14 protein-coding genes and 3 pseudogenes are annotated in these 19,010 nt (G+C 68.2%); 6 read left to right on the forward strand and 11 right to left on the reverse strand.

Annotated features, from left to right (window positions below):
• Positions 1 to 59: 59 nt before the first annotated feature.
• A pseudogene (locus OHB13_RS36560) lies at positions 60 to 422 on the forward strand (transposase); the annotation flags it as partial.
• 580 nt (positions 423 to 1,002) lie between these two features.
• On the opposite strand, the gene OHB13_RS36570 reads toward OHB13_RS36560, so the two are convergent.
• Complete coding sequence (locus tag OHB13_RS36570) at positions 1,003 to 1,620, reverse strand: DUF6000 family protein (RefSeq protein WP_328380481.1); 618 nt, start codon at positions 1,618 to 1,620, stop codon at positions 1,003 to 1,005.
• Positions 1,621 to 2,813: 1,193 nt separating this feature from the next.
• On the opposite strand from OHB13_RS36570, the gene OHB13_RS36575 reads away from it, so the two are divergent.
• On the forward strand, positions 2,814 to 3,335 hold the full coding sequence (locus tag OHB13_RS36575; protein ID WP_328380071.1) for a TerD family protein: 522 nt from the start codon (positions 2,814 to 2,816) through the stop codon (positions 3,333 to 3,335).
• Between the two features lie 1,016 nt (positions 3,336 to 4,351).
• On the opposite strand, the gene OHB13_RS36580 is transcribed toward OHB13_RS36575, so the two are convergent.
• On the reverse strand, positions 4,352 to 5,053 hold the full coding sequence (locus tag OHB13_RS36580; RefSeq protein ID WP_328380072.1) for a hypothetical protein: 702 nt from the start codon (positions 5,051 to 5,053) through the stop codon (positions 4,352 to 4,354).
• Between the two features lie 260 nt (positions 5,054 to 5,313).
• On the opposite strand from OHB13_RS36580, the gene OHB13_RS36585 reads away from it, so the two are divergent.
• From OHB13_RS36585 to OHB13_RS36595, 3 genes are all read left to right on the forward strand, one after another.
• The gene (locus OHB13_RS36585) at positions 5,314 to 5,757 is read left to right on the forward strand and encodes a DUF6228 family protein (protein ID WP_328380073.1); all 444 of its coding nucleotides are present in this window, start codon (positions 5,314 to 5,316) and stop codon (positions 5,755 to 5,757) included.
• Between the two features lie 178 nt (positions 5,758 to 5,935).
• The gene (locus tag OHB13_RS36590) at positions 5,936 to 6,259 is read left to right on the forward strand and encodes a DegT/DnrJ/EryC1/StrS family aminotransferase (RefSeq protein WP_328380074.1); all 324 of its coding nucleotides are present in this window, start codon (positions 5,936 to 5,938) and stop codon (positions 6,257 to 6,259) included.
• A 5-nt stretch (positions 6,260 to 6,264) separates the two neighbouring features.
• Positions 6,265 to 6,555: a DegT/DnrJ/EryC1/StrS family aminotransferase gene (locus OHB13_RS36595; RefSeq protein ID WP_328380482.1), complete on the forward strand. Its 291-nt coding sequence runs from the start codon at positions 6,265 to 6,267 to the stop codon at positions 6,553 to 6,555.
• An 82-nt stretch (positions 6,556 to 6,637) separates the two neighbouring features.
• On the opposite strand, the gene OHB13_RS36600 is transcribed toward OHB13_RS36595, so the two are convergent.
• The 5 genes and pseudogenes from OHB13_RS36600 to OHB13_RS36620 all read right to left on the reverse strand — a co-directional run bounded on the left by OHB13_RS36600 (position 6,638) and on the right by OHB13_RS36620 (position 13,207).
• The gene (locus OHB13_RS36600; protein WP_328380075.1) at positions 6,638 to 7,813 is read right to left on the reverse strand and encodes a UDP-N-acetylglucosamine--N-acetylmuramyl-(pentapeptide) pyrophosphoryl-undecaprenol N-acetylglucosamine transferase; all 1,176 of its coding nucleotides are present in this window, start codon (positions 7,811 to 7,813) and stop codon (positions 6,638 to 6,640) included.
• A 173-nt stretch (positions 7,814 to 7,986) separates the two neighbouring features.
• Positions 7,987 to 8,603: pseudogene (locus OHB13_RS36605) on the reverse strand (transposase); the annotation flags it as partial.
• A gap of 148 nt (positions 8,604 to 8,751) precedes the next feature.
• On the reverse strand, positions 8,752 to 10,782 hold the full coding sequence (locus OHB13_RS36610) for a hypothetical protein (RefSeq protein WP_328380076.1): 2,031 nt from the start codon (positions 10,780 to 10,782) through the stop codon (positions 8,752 to 8,754).
• A gap of 40 nt (positions 10,783 to 10,822) precedes the next feature.
• Positions 10,823 to 12,064, reverse strand: coding sequence for an ATP-grasp domain-containing protein (locus tag OHB13_RS36615; RefSeq protein ID WP_266862304.1), 1,242 nt, complete (start codon positions 12,062 to 12,064; stop codon positions 10,823 to 10,825).
• Positions 12,065 to 12,334: 270 nt separating this feature from the next.
• Complete coding sequence (locus OHB13_RS36620) at positions 12,335 to 13,207, reverse strand: transposase family protein (RefSeq protein ID WP_328380077.1); 873 nt, start codon at positions 13,205 to 13,207, stop codon at positions 12,335 to 12,337.
• Here OHB13_RS36620 and OHB13_RS36625 point away from each other — a divergent pair.
• Positions 13,207 to 13,601, forward strand: a pseudogene (locus OHB13_RS36625) (zinc ribbon domain-containing protein); the annotation flags it as partial. The gene OHB13_RS36620 and the pseudogene OHB13_RS36625 overlap by 1 nt on opposite strands.
• On the opposite strand, the gene OHB13_RS36630 reads toward OHB13_RS36625, so the two are convergent.
• Genes OHB13_RS36630 through OHB13_RS36645 form a run of 4 tightly spaced genes read right to left on the reverse strand, consistent with a single transcriptional unit; the run spans position 13,579 to position 18,909 of the window.
• Positions 13,579 to 15,825 (reverse strand): 2-dehydropantoate 2-reductase, encoded by a 2,247-nt coding sequence (locus OHB13_RS36630; RefSeq protein ID WP_328380078.1) that lies wholly within the window; start codon positions 15,823 to 15,825, stop codon positions 13,579 to 13,581. The pseudogene OHB13_RS36625 and the gene OHB13_RS36630 overlap by 23 nt on opposite strands.
• Positions 15,822 to 16,673: an SDR family NAD(P)-dependent oxidoreductase gene (locus tag OHB13_RS36635; protein ID WP_328380483.1), complete on the reverse strand. Its 852-nt coding sequence runs from the start codon at positions 16,671 to 16,673 to the stop codon at positions 15,822 to 15,824. Before OHB13_RS36635 ends, OHB13_RS36630 begins: the two co-directional genes overlap by 4 nt.
• Positions 16,670 to 17,977 (reverse strand): MFS transporter, encoded by a 1,308-nt coding sequence (locus OHB13_RS36640; RefSeq protein ID WP_328380079.1) that lies wholly within the window; start codon positions 17,975 to 17,977, stop codon positions 16,670 to 16,672. Before OHB13_RS36640 ends, OHB13_RS36635 begins: the two co-directional genes overlap by 4 nt.
• Positions 17,974 to 18,909, reverse strand: a complete 936-nt coding sequence (locus OHB13_RS36645; protein WP_328380080.1) for a polysaccharide deacetylase family protein — start codon at positions 18,907 to 18,909, stop codon at positions 17,974 to 17,976. The genes OHB13_RS36640 and OHB13_RS36645 overlap by 4 nt, the downstream gene beginning before the upstream one ends.
• Positions 18,910 to 19,010: the final 101 nt, after the last annotated feature.

Below are 19,010 nucleotides of genomic sequence, written 5' to 3' on the forward strand. Positions count from 1 at the left end.
CGCGTCCAGGGGGGCCGTCGGACACATCGATGGACGGCCTTGCAGTGGTGCAAGGGCCGGTGATCCGTAGTCTGCCTGGTATGGGGCGCCATGCTCGGAGCCACCTTCTTCGCTGCCACCGGCGGAGATATGGAAGCCATCGGCACTCCCGACCGGCTGGCGGCATTCGCCGGCCTGTCGCCGGTTGTGACGACCAAGCCGCTATCACCGCGGCCTCCTGCGGGCCTTCTGCCTCTCGTCCATGGCCAGCCTGCGATCTCGTGCCCGCATCGCGGACGTACTACGAACGCAAGCGCGCCGAAGGGAAATGACACAAGCAGGCCGTGCTCTCGCTCGCCCGCCGCAGAGCCAATGTTCTGTGGGCCATGACCCGCGACGGAGCGTGCTATCAAGCCGCACCACCATTCACGGCGGCCGCTTGATTTCCTGATTGGGAAGTCATTTAAGGCTCGCGCTCAGTCTGGGAGACTGGAACTCCGGGGGCATGACGCATCGCATCGAGTCCGAATAGGTATTGGCTGAGCTCCTCCACCGCGATGTCGAGTCGTTGCGGCAGGGCCCCCGGGCTGACATTGAACTGCGCGGTCCGCTCGCGGAGTTGCTGGAGTATGCGGCGGCTGGCGACGATGAGGGAGTGATCAGCCCTTATGCGGCAGATTTTGCCCGAGCAGTGTGGGGCGACCGATCGGACGCCTGAGCAGTTCGACGCGGTTTCGTGCCGACTTTATGGCGGGCAGGGCGGTTGAACGCCTCGTCGGTGGCGAGGACTCTGCCCACGTTGTGGCGGAGGGCCGGGAGGCGGTTCTTCGAGCTGGGCGGCCTGCCTGGTCCGGAGCGGGTCGGTTTCGGTGCGCCGGTCTTCGCGTGTAGGTTCCTGAACCCTCTGCGGACGGGGGTGGGTGTCAGTTTGTTCGGCTCGGTCGGCTTCTTCCAGGGCCTGGGGAGGTCGGTGGCTACCCGGGCGGCGGCCATGGTCGAGAGAGCCACCACGAAATGGGGCGGTCATAGCGCCTCGGCGCATTCGTCGACGAACGCGCAAAGCCGGCGAATAAGACTCAAGTAGAAGGGGGTGGGGTCCGAGTCGCCCTGCATGTGAGGCGCATCCTGGAGCCACTGCTGCCACAGGCCACCCGGTTCCCGGAAGTGGTCGGCTTGACCACCTCCAAGGTTCAGGTCGATGAACTGGAGAGCGCCCATGACTACGGTTTGGTCGTATCCGAGGTCAGGGCGACGGAGGTAGCGATCAAGGTAGGTGGCGAGCAGATCGGCGTCGCCCGACGTTCCGGAACTGGCCAAGGCCACGCAATAGGCCAGCCCAGCACAGCAGACCTCGCTGGCCAGCAGGAGTTCCCCGAGGCGCTCACGGAACTCGGTCCGGCGGGAGACAGCTACGAGCCAAGCCGCAGTTCTTCGTTCGCGCCAGCCGCCCTCAAGAAGCTTGGCGATCTCATCTGAGGTGATGAGTCCCGCGTCCTCACGGAGATCTCGCATGAATCGGTCGTACTCAGGACTTTGCATGCGCAGCAAGCTGCCGCCGAGCTTCAGGTAGCGCCGCTCGGGCGTGACATAGTGGCGCACCAGGGCCAGCAACTCGGCATCGTCTTGGGGATGGCGTATCACACGGCCGATCTTGCCTTGCCGGTGCAAAACGAGGCCAGCCCATTCCTTGCGCTCCTCGTGCACCGCCCTCACCGGCCCCAGCGCGACGGACTGGACGAAATTCGTCAAGCGCGACTGGACCGGGACGCATCAGCAGCCGGCGAAGTCGGCCTGCTTGGTGCGTCCCAGGGACTGGTAGAGCTGACCGAGTTGGAGGATGTACTCGGGTTGAAGGACGCGCTGCACGGTTCCGGTTGAGGTCGGCGATGGCCGCACCGGTCCTGCCGAGCGCGGCCTCGGCCCCTGCTTTCGCCTGGACAGGGAGGTGTAGGAGGGCGCGACCCGCAGACCCGCCTCGGCGGCTTCCTTCAGCTCGGTGGCGGGGTCTGCGTTGTTGAAGGCGAGTTCGCCGAGGTAGTAGTCGGCGAAGGCCTGGTCCTCCGGGCCCCGCGGAGTCGTTCAGGGCCCGTCGCGTGTCGATCCTGGCGGTCGCGACGTCGCCCCGAAGTTCGGCGACGTACGACGCACGGTAGAGGGAGGGCGCTGCGGGCTTGAGGTCGACCATCCGCTGGGTCGCGTCGGCGGCTTCCCAGTAGCGGCCGAGCTGGGTGTAGGCGTCGGCGAGCATCCCGTACAGCGGGGAGCTGTACGGGTTGACGGTGACGGCTTGCTTGGCCCAGCCCAGGGCATCCGTGAACCGGTGGCGGCCGGATTCGAGTGCGGCCATCCCGTCCATGGCGGTGAAGTTGTCCTTCTTCTGGCTCGCCAGTGAGCGTTTGAGGACGCCTTCGGCCTTGGGGTAATAGGTCGGGTCGGCAGTGGACTTCGCCTGCTGAACGTAGTCCAGGCCGGGAGTCGCCAGGGCCACCGCATCGCGTGGCGCCGTGTGCAGTATTCGTATTCGCTCCGGAACCGCTGCGGGCGATCCGGGTGAGGCCGGTGCGGTCTGCGGGAGCGAGAGGGCCCCGATGTCCGCCGCGGTGTGGCGGGGGACCGCCCACAGACCGCCCGGCCGCCCTTCCTCGCCCTGAAGGGCGGCCGGGCTCTTCACGTACAGAAGTCCCACGGAACGCCCGCTCCGGTAGCCCCGGGAGCACCGCTGGGGCCCGGAGCCTCGGCCATCCTGCGCCGGCCTTGCATCAAGAGCAGTGTCAGCGGCCATACTTGATCACGCGGGGGTTCTCCCGCGGCGACGCGACAAGGGGGAAGACGGCGTGAACGGCGAACTGGGCAAGGTCGAGGTAAGGCTCCGGTGGGATCCGAGCCCGTTGGGGGAGGCATCGCACGATCTGGACATCATCGGCGCGGTCTACTCCGCCGACGACCCGTGGGGGCGGCCGGTGTACGTCGTTCACACCGAGAGCCGTTCCCCGGACGGCACGATCACCATGGGCCGGCACAGCGAGTCCGGCCAGGGCCTCGGCTTCGATGAAGTGATGGTCCTGGAGTTCGACCGGATACCGTCCGACTACGGCCGGGTGGTGGTGGGGGTGGCGATTCACCAGAACGCCGGGCCTCTCACCTTTGGCGAGATCGCGAACCCCGGTGTGGTCGTCGTCGAGCGGTACCGGGAACTCCTCGCGGACGACTTCGGGCAGCTTGCGGGGTCCACTGCCGCGACGGTCGCGGAGTTCACCCGGGACGGCTCCGCGGGCTGGGGGCTGCGCGAGATGCTCCGCGGCTTCGACAGCAATCCGGTGGACTTCATGGCGGAGATGGGCACGGTCGGTGAGTGAAGGCGCCTGACGTGAACGGGGGTGTGTCGCGTTCTCGAAGTGGTGATGACGCCTGGGCGCAGTGGGGTTGAGCAGAGCTCCCGCTGCCACCCCCGCACCCCGCCCGGATCTGCGGGTACGCAGTCCGGACGGGGTGCGGCGGGATATGGCGGCCCGCCACGGGGCGGTCTCAGATGTCGTGGCGCTTCCCGCCGTCGGCGCCGCTCCGGTTCGCAACTGCGGCCATCTGCTGTCGGGCCGCTGCCGCATCCTGCCGTGGCAGGCCCACCAGCCAGTCCGGGGACGGCCTATCGTGCCCGCTAGTGCCCGCGCCAACTCGCGCGCACGATCGGTTCTCTGCTGACGGCTCATCTGGGTGGGCCGGCCGGCCACCGATGTCTTCGCTGCCAGCAGATCCAGCAGGACGGGCAGCAGCTCCACGTCGCTGCGCGGCTTCAGCCCGGTGCGCACGGCCTCCCGCGAGACCTGTGCCCACACGATCTTCCACTCCGGGCTGCTCCCGACTCGCGGCACGGTCGAAGCACGCGGCCCCGCCGCACCAGGTCGGCGACATGGTCTGGGACCTGGACGCCGTAGACGCCACCCGCCGCGACCACGGGCCTGCAAGCAGCCTTCGACCTCCTCGGCCACACCACCACAGCCATTCAGACCACCACCGGGCCCACCTCACGGGTGCTCAGCGACGGAACCGCCGGCGCCCAACTCGGCGCCTGGGCGGATCTGCACCCCGCGGGCGGCTGCTCCGCCGACCTGCGCCGCCTCGGACACCGATCACCCGGAAGCGCCGGCTGATCCCGGAGCGCGGCGGTTGTCCACAGGGGTCGCAATGGGGGAGTGGGGCTCGCAGCGTCCTGTTCTGTCGACGAGGGGGAGCGGGACGAGGAATGGTGCGGATCTGGACTGGCTGCCGGTGCAGGTGCTGGACGAGTCGTCAGGGGTGGAAGAGTTCGAGCTGAACAGGCCCCGCCGAAGCCGGATTGTGCACAAATCAGCTTCAGCAGGGCCTGTTGTCGAGCTCAGTCGACTCTGACGTTGAGATTGTCGGCGACGAGGAATTCCGGGTACCCGAAACGTTCACCAAGAGCGAGGAACATCTCGCAGCGTTCTTCGCTGACCTCCACGGAGTACGCCTTCATAACCCTCAGGAACAACCGGTATCCGAGGTCCGCACAGGCTTCGCCGACGACCTGTTGCAGCGCAGGCACCACACCCGGCACAGAGTGCTTCGCGGCCGCCTGCTCCAGCTCATCCGCGACAGGACGGATCTGGTCCAGAACAGCGCTCCGCAGACCGGCATCAGTCACCGGATGCGGTGGCGGCGGGACGAACGCCGCGTCCAGCCGGCGCGCACTGGTCGTCCACACCAATTCGATCCGGCGCATCCAGCCCCGCCCGGTCATCCCATGCTTCGCGGGATCGAAGTACGACTTCGTGACGCCGAGCCACACAGTGCGGATCACCTCATCCGGCAATGACGAGTCCAGCAGCCTCCGTACGTCCTCGCCGATCTGCATGCCAGCAGTGCGTTCGAACTCGGTAATGGATTCGTCCACGATGCCGAGTTGCACGTCCACCGGCCCACTCTTGGGGACAAACCGGTTGAAGTCCTCCTCGGAAAGCCACACCGGGTACTCGGACTTCGACGCCATCCAGCTCAGCCCGATATCCAGGATGAACTCCTCGTACTTCCCCGCATCGCTCGCTTCGCCCTGGTTCATGTCCTACTCCATGGGTGTGGCGCCATATAGCGTTGACGCGGATCAGGAGCACGGCGGCTGCTGACGCTAGGCGTTCCTCGCCGTTGTGGCCCCTGCTCTGAAACAGATGATGCCGTTTCGTGCCTTCGCCGGGTCGGGGCCGCTTGTTCTGGGCGAACCCAGGACTCGGGTGCGTCGGCGGAACTCATACCCTCAGGCACAGCTTGGGCCTTTGTGAGTCAGGGGCCACGCCGCCGTGTTGGCGTCCTTATCCTCAGTGGGTGAGTCTGATCGAGGTGGTTCCTGGGCAGGTCGAGCTCGTCGTTCGGGGAGCGGGGTCACAAGCCCCCTCTATCCGGTTGTCCGACTGGTCGCGGACTGATGAGTTCGAGGTGGTATTCGCCGTGGAGGCCGTCGATGACGGCCTGCACGCACGGGTCGAGTCCGTGACGGTGTCTGCCTGGGACGGTGCGGGATACCTGACCGAGTTTCTCGACGGTCTTGCGCGCGGCTTCCCCGGTTGGGAGGGCGAGCGGTCTTGGGTCAACAACGAGCTGGTCGTGACAGCGACGTTCGGTTCAGGCGGTCACGTGTGTCTGAGCTGGACCCTGCGAGCGGACGTCTTCTCCAACGGCTGGGAGTGCACTGTGACGACCATGATTGAGGCCGGCGAAGAGCTGACGACTGTTGCTGCCGACGTGCGGGAATTCTTCTGCCAGGGGTAGTCGTCCCAAGGCCCCGAAGTGGGGCACTCACGCGCTCTCAGGCTCTCGGAACTGGAGGGCTCCCAACTTCGCTGGTTCCCCGTGGAATCCAGCCTGTTGGTGACTTTGCATGATCTCCTGGGGTGTATCGGCTCCATGTCCCGCCGATCTCATTGCGGAGGCGGCTGGTGGTCTTGTCGTGGTAGCCGAGAGCGTCCGCGACGACGGGTGCGGGAAATTCGAGGAGTTGCTGCCGCATGGCGGCGCCGCGGGCGGCCGCAGTCGGGACCCCGGCTTGGTTCAAGAGCGCGGACAGGTGGTCGGGGCGGGCCGGCTGCCCCGACCGGCGACCCGGGAAGAGCCAGCGGGACGCGGAGTTGGTGGCAGTTGGCTGCGCTACCAGCTCTCCGGGATCAACGCAGCCATCGGCCTGGCCCAGCTCGACCACTTCGACACGACCGTGGAGACCCGGCGAGGCCTGTGGTGCACCTACCGGACGCCCTGGGCCCGCTGGAGGGCGTGACGCTCGTGGACGTCGGCCCACAGCCGGCTGTACCGCACCTGTGCCAGGTCCGCGTCCCTCAACGCGACCAGATGTTTACGGAGATGCGATCCCGGGAGGTCGGCGTCGGGGTCCACTACCCGCCCAACCAACTGCAGCCCGCGTTCGCGCCCTGGCGGCGGCCACTGCCCGTCACTGAGAAGGCTGGGCAGGAACTCCTGAGCCTGCCCTTCCACCAGCACCTGACCGAAGACGACATCCACCACGTGGTGTCCGCCCTCGGCCAGGCCGTCGAGACAGCGAGGGCTGAGCGGTGAACATCCTGACGGTGTGCGCCGCGCTGATCGAGACAGGCACGGCGCTGCGCCTGCGGCCGCCTGGCGTAACACCCCGCCCCGGTCAGCCGGATGCGGCGGACAGGATCACGTCCACGAGCCTGTCCGCCGCATCCGGCCTCCCGTGCGCCCGCGCCCGCTCCGCCATTGCCTCACGCCGTGCCGGGTCGGTGAGGAGCGGGCCCACCGCGTCCCGCAGGTTCGCACCGGTCGGCTCACCGAGCAGGGCCACTGCCGCCCGCGCCTCCTCAAGGTGGCGGGCGTTGTGCGCCTGCTCGTTCCCGGCCGAGGACGCCAGCGGGATGAACACGGCCGGCTTTCCCAACGCGGTGAGTTCGGCGAGTGTGCCCGCCCCGCTCCGTGAGATCACGACGTCGGCCAGAGCCAGGACATCGGGGAGTTCCGGGCCCACGAACCCAGTGAGGTGGTACCGGCCCGCCAGCTCCGGAGACAGGACAGCCGCGTCCCGCCGCAGCTCCTCCACGTTGGCGGGCCCGCACTGATGGATCACGTTCGCGTGCCCCAGCAGCCACGGCAGCACCGCCTTCACCAGCTCGTTGATCTGCTGGGAGCCCTGCGCGCCACCGGTGACATACACCGTCGGCAGCCGCCGGTCGAACTCCTGCAACTCCAGTGCCTGGAGGGCCTTGTCCGCGTGCCCCGCCAGCACCTCGGGCCGGATCGGGTTACCCGTCACCACCGCGGCGCCGCGCACCGAGTCCGGCAGCAGCGGCAGCGACGACTCCGAGGAGACCGCGATTCGCGTCGCGGAACTCGCGAGCTTCCGGTTGGCCAGGCCGAGCCGGACCGTCTGCTCGTGCAGGACCAGCGGGCGCCGGCACAGCCGTGCGGCCAGCCCAGCCGGGACTGCGACGTATCCGCCCGTCGCCAGGACCACGTCCGGATGGAAGGCTGACACGATCGACCGGGCCTGAGCCACGCCGAGCGGCACCCGCGCCATGTCCCGCACGTTCGCGGCGGACAGCATCTTGAGCGGATTCGAAGAGCGGCGGATCTTCCCCGTGGACACCGTCTTGAACTCGATGCCCTCTGCCGGGGCGACACGCGCTTCGAGACCGTCCGCCGTGCCGATCCACAGGACATCCAGCGTGCTGCCCGCGTCTGCGAGGCGGCCTTGCAGCGTACGGATCGCTGTCAGGGCCGGGTAGGTGTGTCCGCCAGTGCCTCCGCCCGTCACGAGCAGCCGGAACGAACGCGGTAGCACGGAGGAAGTGTTCACCCCACGCACCCTACTGGTTTCCACTTCGCGGCCAGGGGCACCAGAGCGCGGCCGGTTCGGGAGAACAGGGCCGTCTCGTAGTGGCGGGGGCCTCGCTCAAGGGAAACCGGAGCGGCCGAACACTTGACGCTTGGTGTGTCCGGAACGTGGAGGGAGGCTCCAAGCGGCGGGCGCAACTGGTCGGCGGCGGTGTTCGAGCCCGCGTTCCCGGGGGCAGGAGTGCGGCGACGGGTTCGCCGCTTCCGCCCGGTCCGTGGTCGACGAACCCCATGAGCGGGTGGTGGCCGTAGGTCTTCTTCCAGGTTGGGGCGGCGTCCTGCTTGTCCGAGTGAGAGACCACCAGGACTCCGTCCAGGTCCACGGTCACCTCCCCACCGCTGTCCGGTGCCCGATCGCCGGCCAATGTCCAGGAGCGTTGGCGCACTTTTGATCGCGCGTTGCGGAGCGCGGTCAGTGCCCTTTCGCCCGCGTCGGCGAGGGTGCCGACCAGGCGGGAGACCGCCGGCTCGGAGGCGACCGGTCCGAACACGACCGGCTCGGCCCGCAGCATCGCGATGTCGGCGAGGCAGTCCCTGCCGAGCGCGACCGTCAACGCAAGATCCACGAGTATCTTGCCTGGATCATGGACGGCCCGCGGTTTCCGCCAGGGGGCAAGTGCTGCGGATACGGCCTGGTCAAGGCCGGTCTTGCGGACCGTTTCGATCAGCAGGACCGAACCGGCCCGCGAGACCACGACCCGGCCGTTATCCCGGACCCGGACATGGGGATAGGACCCAATAGGCTGCTTCACCTGGAAAGTGCCTCCGACAGGGGCGGGAACAAGGACTTCAGCAATCCTCATTCTCGCTGGTCAGAGGCAATTTCTGCTTGCCGATCACCTACCGGACAGCTGCTTCACGAAAGCGCGAGGCTAAGGGTCTGCATCTGGGGTGCTGGGCTCACAGGCTCGTGGGCCTCGCGACGGCTTGCAGTGACCCTGCGGGTAGCCGGTCGGTGCCCCAACTGCGCTCGATGTAGTTGATGATCCGCGCGACGTCCACCGCGGGCACCCGCTCTGGTTCGCCGTGTTCGAGCGGGTCGGCGTGGAAGATATAGAGCCGCGAGGCGAACTGGTCGAACGGTAGTGAGGCCTCGCCGAACCGCTCGCCGTTGCCCGCGGTGGAGACGATGACGCCGTCGCCCCAGTCCTGGCCGCTGTCGTTGTTCGGGTTGAAGAAATACACCCGCATGATGTCCTGTGGGTCCGGCGCGGCCCGCAGGATCGTGATCGCGTGCCAGCCGACGTAGCGGCCCGCGCTGTCGGTGACGGCGATGCCGGCCGGCTGTGGATGGATCAGCGGCTGCTCGCCGTTGTAGGAGGGGTGGTAGCTGGCGTGGAACTGCCGCAGGAACTCGTCCAGGTCGATCAGGTTTCCGGTCGCGACGTCGACGTTGATGTGGAACCCACGGGCCGTCCACCAGCCGTGAAACTCCGGGTTGACCCAGCGGTGCGGGTCTCCTGGCCGTGCGGCGCAGCGCCGCCCCATCTCGGCGTAGATCCGGTCCAAGTGGGGCACCACGAGCAGTGACACGGGGTCTAGGTCCATCGGCAGCGTGGTCGCGACTCCGGTCGCGCTGTCCTTCGATGAGATTGGCTGGCCCTCGAAGTGCATGAGGATCTCGTCGTCGCGGGCCGCCCAGGCCACTACTTGCAGCAGGTAGTCCGGGTCGTTGTAGGCCCACATCGACAGCGCGCGGGCTGACTGGCAGGTGGGGTTGTCGCCCTGGCCGACGCCGAGCGGCTGGCCCAGCATCGAGAGCACTCCCGCGACCAGCCGCGCCTGCGGCCCCGGCGCCTCGCCGAAAACGGTCGTCAACCGCTCCTGCGCGACCGGGGCGAGATCGAGCGCCAACTGGCGCCACAGCGCGGGCACCACCGGCGGCTCGTAGAGGATGCCGCGGTCGAGCAGCAGTGCCAGCCCGTAGAGGCTTTGCGCGGTTTGCGGGTGTATGGCCATTTCGATCAGCCGGTGCACGAGTTGGCTGTAGCGCAGCAGGCAGTTCCGGCCGGTGTCGGACAGGCCGAGCGCCTCCCCGAGGAGGTAGTCGCCCTCGCGCAGGAGGAACCGGAGCAGTTCCGCGTGGTAGGGCGACACCAGGCCCGTGTCGTGCATCGCCCGCGCGAACCCTGTCGCCTCGTACTGCAGGCCGCCGGCGTCCATCGCCTCGAGCCGGGACCGGAATACGGCGATGCCCGGGTCCTCCCGGCACGCTTCGGTGGTCCCGAAAAGGCTCGTGATGAGCCGGTCGATGCCCTGCCCCGAGGACACGCCAAGTGCGATGTCCGGGTCGTTGCGGTAGATCGCGATCCGGGTGATCAGGGACTGTACTGCCTCGACCTGGATCGGACGCTGGCGCAGGATCCGCCAGATCTCGTCGACCAGGTTGTCCAGGACGCTGTCGTAACCGATCTCGTCGGCGAGGTGGCGGAACAGGTCCCGGATGAGCTGTGCGGTCCGGCCCTGCTGGGTTCGCTCCGCCTCGGTGGGCGGAGTGAACAGCAGCTCCAGGTTGGTTGCCAGTACCTGGGACAGGAACTGGCGGGCGTCTTCGGCAGGCAACGTCGGGTGCGCGAAGTCGCCGCGGGCGACGGCGAGCATCCGCAGCTCGCTGGTCGCCTCTATGACGACGGTGTCCGCGTCTGCGCTGTGCAGGCCCGGGCCGGCCAGCGACGGGATAAGGATCTCCGGTGACGCCCAGTCGGTCTCCTGGAAAAGCCCGGCTTCCTCAAGGGCCTGCGCTCTGGCTTGGACCGCCGCGATGCCGTCCGGCTGCATGAGCACCCGCCGCAGTGCTTCCAGGACTCGCCGCAGCTTCGTGTGTTTGCCGAAGTCGCGGGTTTCGGCCATGGCCTGGATGGCGTCGTCGAGTGAGGACACGCGCTTGTCCAGTGTCGTGGCCTCACAGCTGACATCGTCGGTCGGTTTCAAAGGGTTTCCCTTGGGTTGGTCTCCTGCGTCCACGGGGTCGTCAGACGTAGAAGTCGAGCTCTTCCTGCTTCTTCAACAGGTCGCGCATCCGGTAGGGGTCATCACCGAAGAAGTACAGCAGGCCCCAGTGGGTGCCGAACGCGGTCCTCTTGGTGACAGTCTCCTCGAGCGGCGTCGAGAGGTCGTGCGACTCGTAGTAGTCGTCGTCCTCGGTCTCTTCCGGGATCACCAGGTCGCTGACGACGCGGCGGCGCGGATAGACACCGAAGCAGCCGGCGACCCCCGACGCGTCGACGACCTCGCGTGGGAAGAAAGCGTCGACCTCCTCCTCGGTCGTCTTCGGGTCGAAGGCCAGCACCAGCCCGTGGTATGCGTTGAACCCGTATGCCCGCTCCAGCAGCTCGAACACCTTGAAGCCCGGCGGCCGGTAGGCGACCTCGCCGAAGTACATCTCGCCGTCACTGGTGACAAAATACTCTGGGTGCACGAATCCGAACTCGATGTCAAACGTCTTGATGAGCTTCTCGATCTGCGCCGTGATCTGTGGTCGGTACTGTTCCAGTTGTGGAGTTGCGGGCACGAATACCGAATACCCCAGCGTGACGTATTCGGAGATATTCAGGAACTTGATCTTCCCGTTGTGTATCCAGGCTTCGACCGCGAACTCCCAGCCGTCGAGGTGGGATTCCATGAGAACCGGGAATTCCTCTTCCGGAATCGTGTCGACCTCGTCAGGGGTGCGGATGACACGGTGCCCCAGGCATCCTGCCTTGTCGAATGCCTTGAGATGGATCGGGTCGTTCGGGTCACCGTCCAGCTTGAGTAGGGTCTGATTGACGCGCTTGAGGAAGCGGGTCACGTCGTCCCGGTCGTGGGCTTCCTCGAATATGCCGACCCGGATGCCGCCGAGTTGCGCGCGGCGTTTCATCAGCGCCTTGTCCCGCAGCAGCATGGCCTGACCGTACAAACGCGGGTTGCCCAGCAGAACGGAGTTGATTGCCCCTGCCCATTCAACTGTTTCCTCGTACAGCGGGATCGCGACGTCGACACCTTCGTTCTGAAGAGTCTCGGCAATCTTCATGGAGCGGTCGTTGAGCCGTTCGAAATTCCACTGCAAATAGGGGATGTCGTGTTCGGCGCAGTACTCTTCGGCCCATTCGGGAGCCACGACGACGTATCGCCGGTCGAACCGATCGAGGGCTTCCACCGCATTGAGGCTCCAGCCAAGAAGCGCTACATAGCCTTTGTCTGGATTCTTGGTGGTCGGTTCGCCCTGTGTCATAGACAGTTCCTCCTTCGACGCATGCGCTCATCGTCGTTGTGACTGGCACGACCGTGCCCGGCAATCTGACTCGCAAGCACCTCATGCCCGCGCGCAAGAACCTCATTCCTGCGTGCAGGTACGAAGACGGCATTTTCTCGCGGGTACGCCACCCGTTCGGGGTGGCGGGGGTGACGGGGGACGGGGCAGGCGGGAGCCGATGCGGCCCGCTAACGAGTTCGTGCATGGTTTGGCGGTGGCGCGTCGAGTGCCGAGGTTTGGCCCTCGTGTTCACATTCGCACACTGCTGGCGATGGTGGCGGTCTGCTGGTGGGAGAGCAGTCCGGCGACGGCTTGGATGATGTCACTCATGTGCTCGCGGCGGCCGTGGTGGTGGGCGAGGGCCCGCCAGTTCTTGAGGTGCCGCCCGATGCCGTGCTGGACGCGAATGCGGCGTGAGGAGCGGGCCTTGCGCTGGCGTTCGTGCATTTCCTCGTACCACTCGGGCGGGTTCTTCTTGAATTTTCGGTGCGGCGGTGTCACCACGCGCCCGCCCGTCTGGGCGCCGAATCCCTGGTAGCCGGCATCGGCCAGGATCTCCACGGCAGGCCCCTCTGCCAGTAGCTTGACCAAGCCCAACTTCCGGGCATGCGTGATGTCCGCGCAACTGGCGGGCTCGGCCGGGCTGCAGAACGGCAGTCGCCCCTCGGCGTCTGTGACGACCATGTATTTGACGGCGTTCTGCTTGTTCTTGCCGGAGATGAACTTCTCCCGGTCCTTGCGCCCGGTGGCGGGGCGTCGGCCCCGGATCTCGGTGCCGTCAATGATCCCAGTCGGGCCGTTCGCTCCGAGAGGTTCGATGACCTCGGCGAGCGAGCCAAGTCGGATATCAGGGGTGACGGTGCAGCCCCGCTGGGCCAGCAGGGGGCGTACTTCGCTGTTTGCGCGCGTGATGGTGGAGCGGTCGACGCCGAACCAGCAGGCCTGAACATCGGGGGTTGCGCCGTGGTGGAGGTGGACGAGGGTCGCCAACAGGCGGTCGACGAGAACCAGTTTGTACTTTGCCCCGGCGCCCACGGCTCGCCGCCTGGGCCGCGCGGTCAGGACGGCCTGGTGTCGTTCATGCCACAACGGGCCAACCTCGGCGACGAGTGCGGTAATCACATCGGGCGTTCGCGCACGAAGACCTCAAGATCCGCAACATGGTCAAGGCCCCGGCCCCGGCCCCGAAGCCCGACCCCGCCCAGCCAGGCAGCTTCCTGCCCAACGGGGCGCCGCGAAGGCCGGACTCAACCACTCGATCAACGATGCCGGGTGGGCGGTGTTCCTGACGATCCTGCACGCCAAGGCTGAAAGCGCCGGACGGGAAGTGATCGCCGTGGACCCCCGCAACACCTCCCGGACCTGCCCCGAATGCGGGCACGTCGCAACGGAGAACCGGTCCACCCAGGAGAAGTTCCACTGCGTCTCGTGCGACCGACAGGCGCACGCGGGCACGGCTGCCGGGGACCGGTCCGGCCCGGTCACACGCCTGTTCAGCCCTCGGGCAGGGCGGTGAGTACCAGTGCTGTGAGTGCTGCGCGCTCCACCATGCCGGTGATCGAGGTGTTCTCGGACCGGGCATGTGCTCCGGAGCCGACCGCGCCGATGCCGTCCAGCACGGGGATACCGGCCGCCACGACGAAGTTCCCGTCGCTGGCACCGCCGACCGCGGCCTCGCGCAGGTCCCAGCCGAGCGACGCCGCACAGGTGCGTGCCACCGTCGCCAGCTCCGCGACTCCTTCAGTGCGTTCGAAGACGGGTCGGTTCCATCCACCGGTCACCTCGATGGACGTGCGTGCATTCACCGGCCGCAGTGCGGCCAGAGCCACGCCGATCCGGTCCTGTTCAGCGCTGGTGGCTACCCGGATGTCCAGGCGGGCGGTGGCCTTTCCGGCCGTTACGTTGCTGCGGGTGCCGCCCTCGATGACGCCGACGTTGAGTGAGGTGCCGGCCTCCGGGTCGCGCAGGCAGGTCAGTTGAAGAATCTGATGGGCCATTTCTTCGACCGCGCTGGCTCCGGCTTCCGGGTCGAGGCCGGCGTGCGCCTCCTGGCCGGTGACGGTGAGGGTGAACAGGCCGACTCCCTTTCGTGCCGTCTTGACGGCGCCGTCGGCCGCGGCTTCGAAGACGAGGGCGGCGCGGCTGCGCCGGGCCTCCGCGACGATGGCCTCGCTGGAGGTGAGGCTGCCGGTCTCTTCGTCGCCGTTGAGCATGAGCGTGCAGGTTGGGCGGGGCAGACCGAGCGCGTCCAGCGCTCGCAGGCCCCATACGGCTTGGACGAGTCCTGCCTTCATGTCGAAGACGCCGGGGCCGGTGATCCGGTCGCCCTCGCGCCTGAACGGCCAGTCGTCCAGGGTGCCGGTGGGCCAGACCGTGTCGTAGTGGCCCAGCAGGAGAACCGGCCGGCTCCCGGTGCCCGGGTAGCGGCGGATCAGGATGTCGCCCGTCCGCTCGCGTTCCAGTATCTCTTCGGTCTCCGGGGCGCCCAGGGTGTCGTCGAGCCAGCCGCGCACCCACGTCAGACAGGCGTCGAGCGCCTGCCGGTCGTCACTGGCACTGCCTTGGGAGGTGTAGGCGGCCAGGTCGTCGACCATGTCCTCCCGGTGCGAGTCCAGCCACGTCGCGACGGCGGCCGCTGTCTGCGGGTCGGGGCGGGCGCAGCCACCGTGCGAGCCCTCTGCCCCGGCAGATCCGGCAGATCCCTCGGGCAGCTGGGTCGGCGGTGTGCCTGCCAGGCGGTCGAGTGCGTCGAGCCGGGTCTCCGCCATCAGGTCCGGGTCGTGTTCCAGTTCGCGCAGTCCGTCGATGACGGCTCGCAGCACCGGTGTGCCCACGGCGTGGCGCTCGGCTTGCGTGAAGACCTCTGCGTAGTGCGTGGTCACCTCGACCGGACGACGGCGTACTGCCAGGTCACGCCAGATGCCGCTGCGGTCCTTGGCTTGCGTGGCGAGCCAGGCGGTGAGACGCCTGGTGGCGGCACGGCGCACGGAGGGTTCGGCACCCCGCCGGAACGCGTCGGGCTCGAAGGCGTCGAACGCCTCCAGCTTCACCCCCTGGGCCCGAGCCACGTCGAAGACCTCGGCGGCCACCGCGTGCATGGTGGGTGGGTGGCGGTGGATCAGTTCGGCCATGGGTGCGTCGGCCAGGGCCGTGGCGGCCAGCATTGCGCCGAACCCCGCCTTGGCCCACAGGTATCCCTCGACGTTGTCGCTGGCCACCGCCGGCCCCCAGCACTGCAGGTCGGTGACGAGCGCACGGACCCGGTCGGAGACGGGGGCGCTGTGACGCTCACCGACCACCAGGGCTCCGGCGCCGCCGTCGAGGATCACCCCGGGTTCGATGACGTCGGCGAAGATGTTGACAAAGGCGGCGACGGTGCGTCGCGGTCCGATCCGGTCCGCTATCAGCTCCTCGTTGAAGCCGTTCTGGAACGAGACGACCCAGCCGTCCGGGGCCAGCCGGGGGGCGATCCAGTCGAGAGCGGCACCGGTGGCCTGTGCTTTGACGGCGAGCAGTACGTGGTGGACGGTGCCGTCGAACGCGTCGGGTGTCGCCGCTTCCACCTGTACGTTCTCGCGGTCCTCACCCCGGGCGACGGTGAGCCCCCGGTCGCGGATCGCCGCCACGTGCGCGAGGTCGGTATCGATGAGCTGGACGCGATGGCCCGCGCGGGCCAGGGCGAAGGCCAGGGTGCCGCCGATGGCTCCGGCTCCGACGACCGTGTAACTGCCGCTGCTCATGCGGGGTTTCCTTTCGTGGCCTGGGCCGGTGGTGCGGTGGTGGGGGAGTGCGGGCTGCCATCGGAGGCGTCCGTGCCCTGCGGTGGCCAGATCCGGGGCAGGTGGAGGGCGCCGGTGGAGGATCCTCCGTCGACGCGCAGGGTTTCGCCGGTGATCCAGGAGGCGTCCGGGCCGGCGATCCAGTGGACCGCGCGGGCGATGTCCTGAGGGGTGCCCGCCCGGCCGAGCGGGTTGGCGCCAATCGCGGCGGCGTACTCCTCGGAGACCGGGTTGCAGGAGCTGTCGACCGGGACGAATCCGGGGCTGACGGCGTTGACGCGGATACCGTGCGCGCCCAGTTCGAGGGCGGCGGCCCGGGTGGCCATCTCCAGCGCGGCCTTGGAGCTGGCGTAGGGGCCGCCGCCGGGACGGGCCCGCAGCGCCGAGCCCGAGGAGATGTTGACCACCGCGCCGCCCCGGCCGTGCTCGCGGGCCAGCCGGGCGAACGCGGCGGTGGCCAGGACCGGGGCGCGCAGATTGACGGCGAAGAGCCGGTCCCACTCCGCGGCCGAGACTTCGGCCATGTCGAGGGAGGGATAGACCCCGGCCGCGTTGACCAGGACGTCGACCGGCCCCCGCGCCGCCCAGGCCCGCTGGACGAGGTCCTCCGGGGCCCGGGGGCCGGTCAGGTCGACGGCGAGCGTGCCTGCTGGGCCGGTGGGGCCTTTGCCACCGACGTGTGCGGCGATGCGCTCCAGGGCCTTCGGGTGGCGGTCGGCGAGGGTGAGGACGGCGCCGGCTGCGGCGAACTCCTCGGCGATCGCCCGGCCGATCCCTCCGGCCGCGCCGGTGATCAGGACGTGCATCAGCGGAACTCCTTGTTCTTGGTCTCGGGCATCGTCACGTAGACGAGGAACGAGATGAGCGACGCCCCGGAGACGTACAGCCATAGAAGGTCGCTGTGACCGCTCTCGTGCATCCAGGTGGTGAGGTAGGGCGCGGTGCCGCCGAAGAGGGTGACGGCCAGCGCGTAGGGCAGGGCGATGCCGGTGGCCCGGATCTCCGCGGGGAACTGCTCGGCCATGATCACCGCGCAGTTCGCGGAGTAGCCGAGGATCAGCAGCATGCCGGCCAGCTGCACCAGGAACAGGCTGAGGAAGCTGTCGCCCAGCAGATGCAGCAACGGCCAGGCCAGCACCGTGAACCCGCCCGCGAAGACCGCCATGGTCGGCTTACGGCCGAGGCGGTCGGAGAGCAGGCCGGCGAACGGCAGCAGGACGATGAAGACGACCAGGCAGAGCGTCTGGGACAGCAGCGCGCGGCTCAGCGGGATACCCGTGGTGAGGTTGGCGTACGTGGGAAGGTAGTTGACCCAGATGTAGTACGTCAGGGTGCCGGCGATGGTGATGCCCGCGACGCGCAGCGCGGCACCGGGGTGTTCGACGAACATCACCTTGAGCGGGTTGGAGCGTGTACGTCCCGCTCCCCGGGCCCGGGTGAAGGACTCGGAGTCCTCCACCGAGACCCGCAGCCACAGACCGACCAGTCCGAGCAGTCCGCCGGCGACGAAGGCGATGCGCCAGCCCCACGCGTGCAGGGCGGCGTCGCTGAGGACGGAGGTGGTGATCGTCCCCAGAAGTGAGGCGATCAGCGCTCCGCCGGCGACCGACACCTGCTGCCACGATCCGGCGAACGCGCGGCGGCCGACGGCGGCGGACTCCACCAGGAACGCCGAGGAGGAGCCGAACTCGCCGCCGGCGGAGAATCCCTGGACCAGCCGGGCCACCAGCAGTACCAGAGGGGAAAGCACCCCGATCGAGTCGTAGTTGGGGGCCAGGGCGATGACGAAGGCGGCACCCGCCATGAGCGCGACCGTCAGGGTCATGCCCTTCTTGCGGCCGTGCCGGTCGGCGTACACGCCGAGCACGGCCGCGCCCACGGGCCGCATGACGAAGCCGACGGCGAAGACAGCCAGGGTGGACAGGAGAGCGACCGCACCATTGCCGGAGGGAAAGAACTCATCGGCGATGATCTTGGCGAAGATGGAGTAGAGGGCCCAGTCGACCCACTCCACGGTGTTACCGATCGTGCCGGCGACGATCGCCTTGCGCTGCTTGCCGGACAGCTTGTGCGTGGCGCTCACGGCCGGGACCGCGGGGGACTCGGTACTCATGGCGTGTGCTCCGGGAACTCGAAGGAAGGAGTCGCGGTGCGGACGGCCTCGGCCAGCTCCGCGTGGGTCGCGAACCAGACGCCGGGGTGCGCGGCGATGTGGTCCAGCAGCTCGCGCAGGACGATCAGCCGTGAGCGGTGGCCGATGACATGCGGATGAAGGGTGAGCTGGAAGACGCCACCCGACCGGTACGCGGCGTTGAACTCATCGGTCCAGATCTCCAGCACGTCGCGGGGACGGCTGTGCGGGCGGACCGCGCCGTAGCGGTCCATGGTGAAATACGGGGCGTCGTCGCGGATCCAGTCGACCGGTATCTCGACCAGCCCGGTGGGCCGTCCGGCGGCCAGGATCTCGTACGGCTCGTCGTCCGCCATCAGCGACGAGTCGTAGGCGAAGCCGAGGTCGAGAATGGTTTGCAGGGTCGAGTCCGAGAAGTCCCAGGACGGAGTGCGAATACCAGCCGGGCGTTGCCCCGTGATCTCCGTCAGGGTGTCCAGGGCCCGCCCCACGAGCTCCTTCTCGTCCTCGGCGCCGAGCAGGGTGTTGCGCTCGTGTATCCATCCGTGTACCGCGATCTCATGACCGTCGCGCGTGTAGGCCCGGGCCTCGTGGGGGTGAAGCAGCGCCGAGACGGCCGGCATGAAGAACGTCGCCGGGACACCGAAGCGGGAGAGCAACTCCAGGATTCGCGGTGCACCGACCCGCGCCCCGTACTCGCCCTGGGCGAGCAGTCCCGGGCTGGTCTGACCGTCCCGCAGCGGAATGGTCTCGTGGTCGGAGTCGAAGGACAGGGCGACCGCGACCCGGGCGCCGTCCGGCCAGCGCTCCGGCAGCAGCCGCCGCCCGGCACGGACGGCCTCGACGTGCCGGCGCCACTCGCTTTCGGGCCACCGCCAGCTCTGCCTCGCGGTGTCCGGCTCTGTTGCGGGCATGGTGCTCTCCAGTAGCTCGGGGACTGGGGGAAGTTCGCCGCTCGCACCCAGCTCATGGGCGGGCGGCAGGTATGCAGATGTGCGGCTTTTGCGCAGACGAG

The sequence above is a fragment of the Streptomyces sp. NBC_00440 genome (assembly GCF_036014215.1).
Taxonomy (GTDB): domain Bacteria; phylum Actinomycetota; class Actinomycetes; order Streptomycetales; family Streptomycetaceae; genus Streptomyces.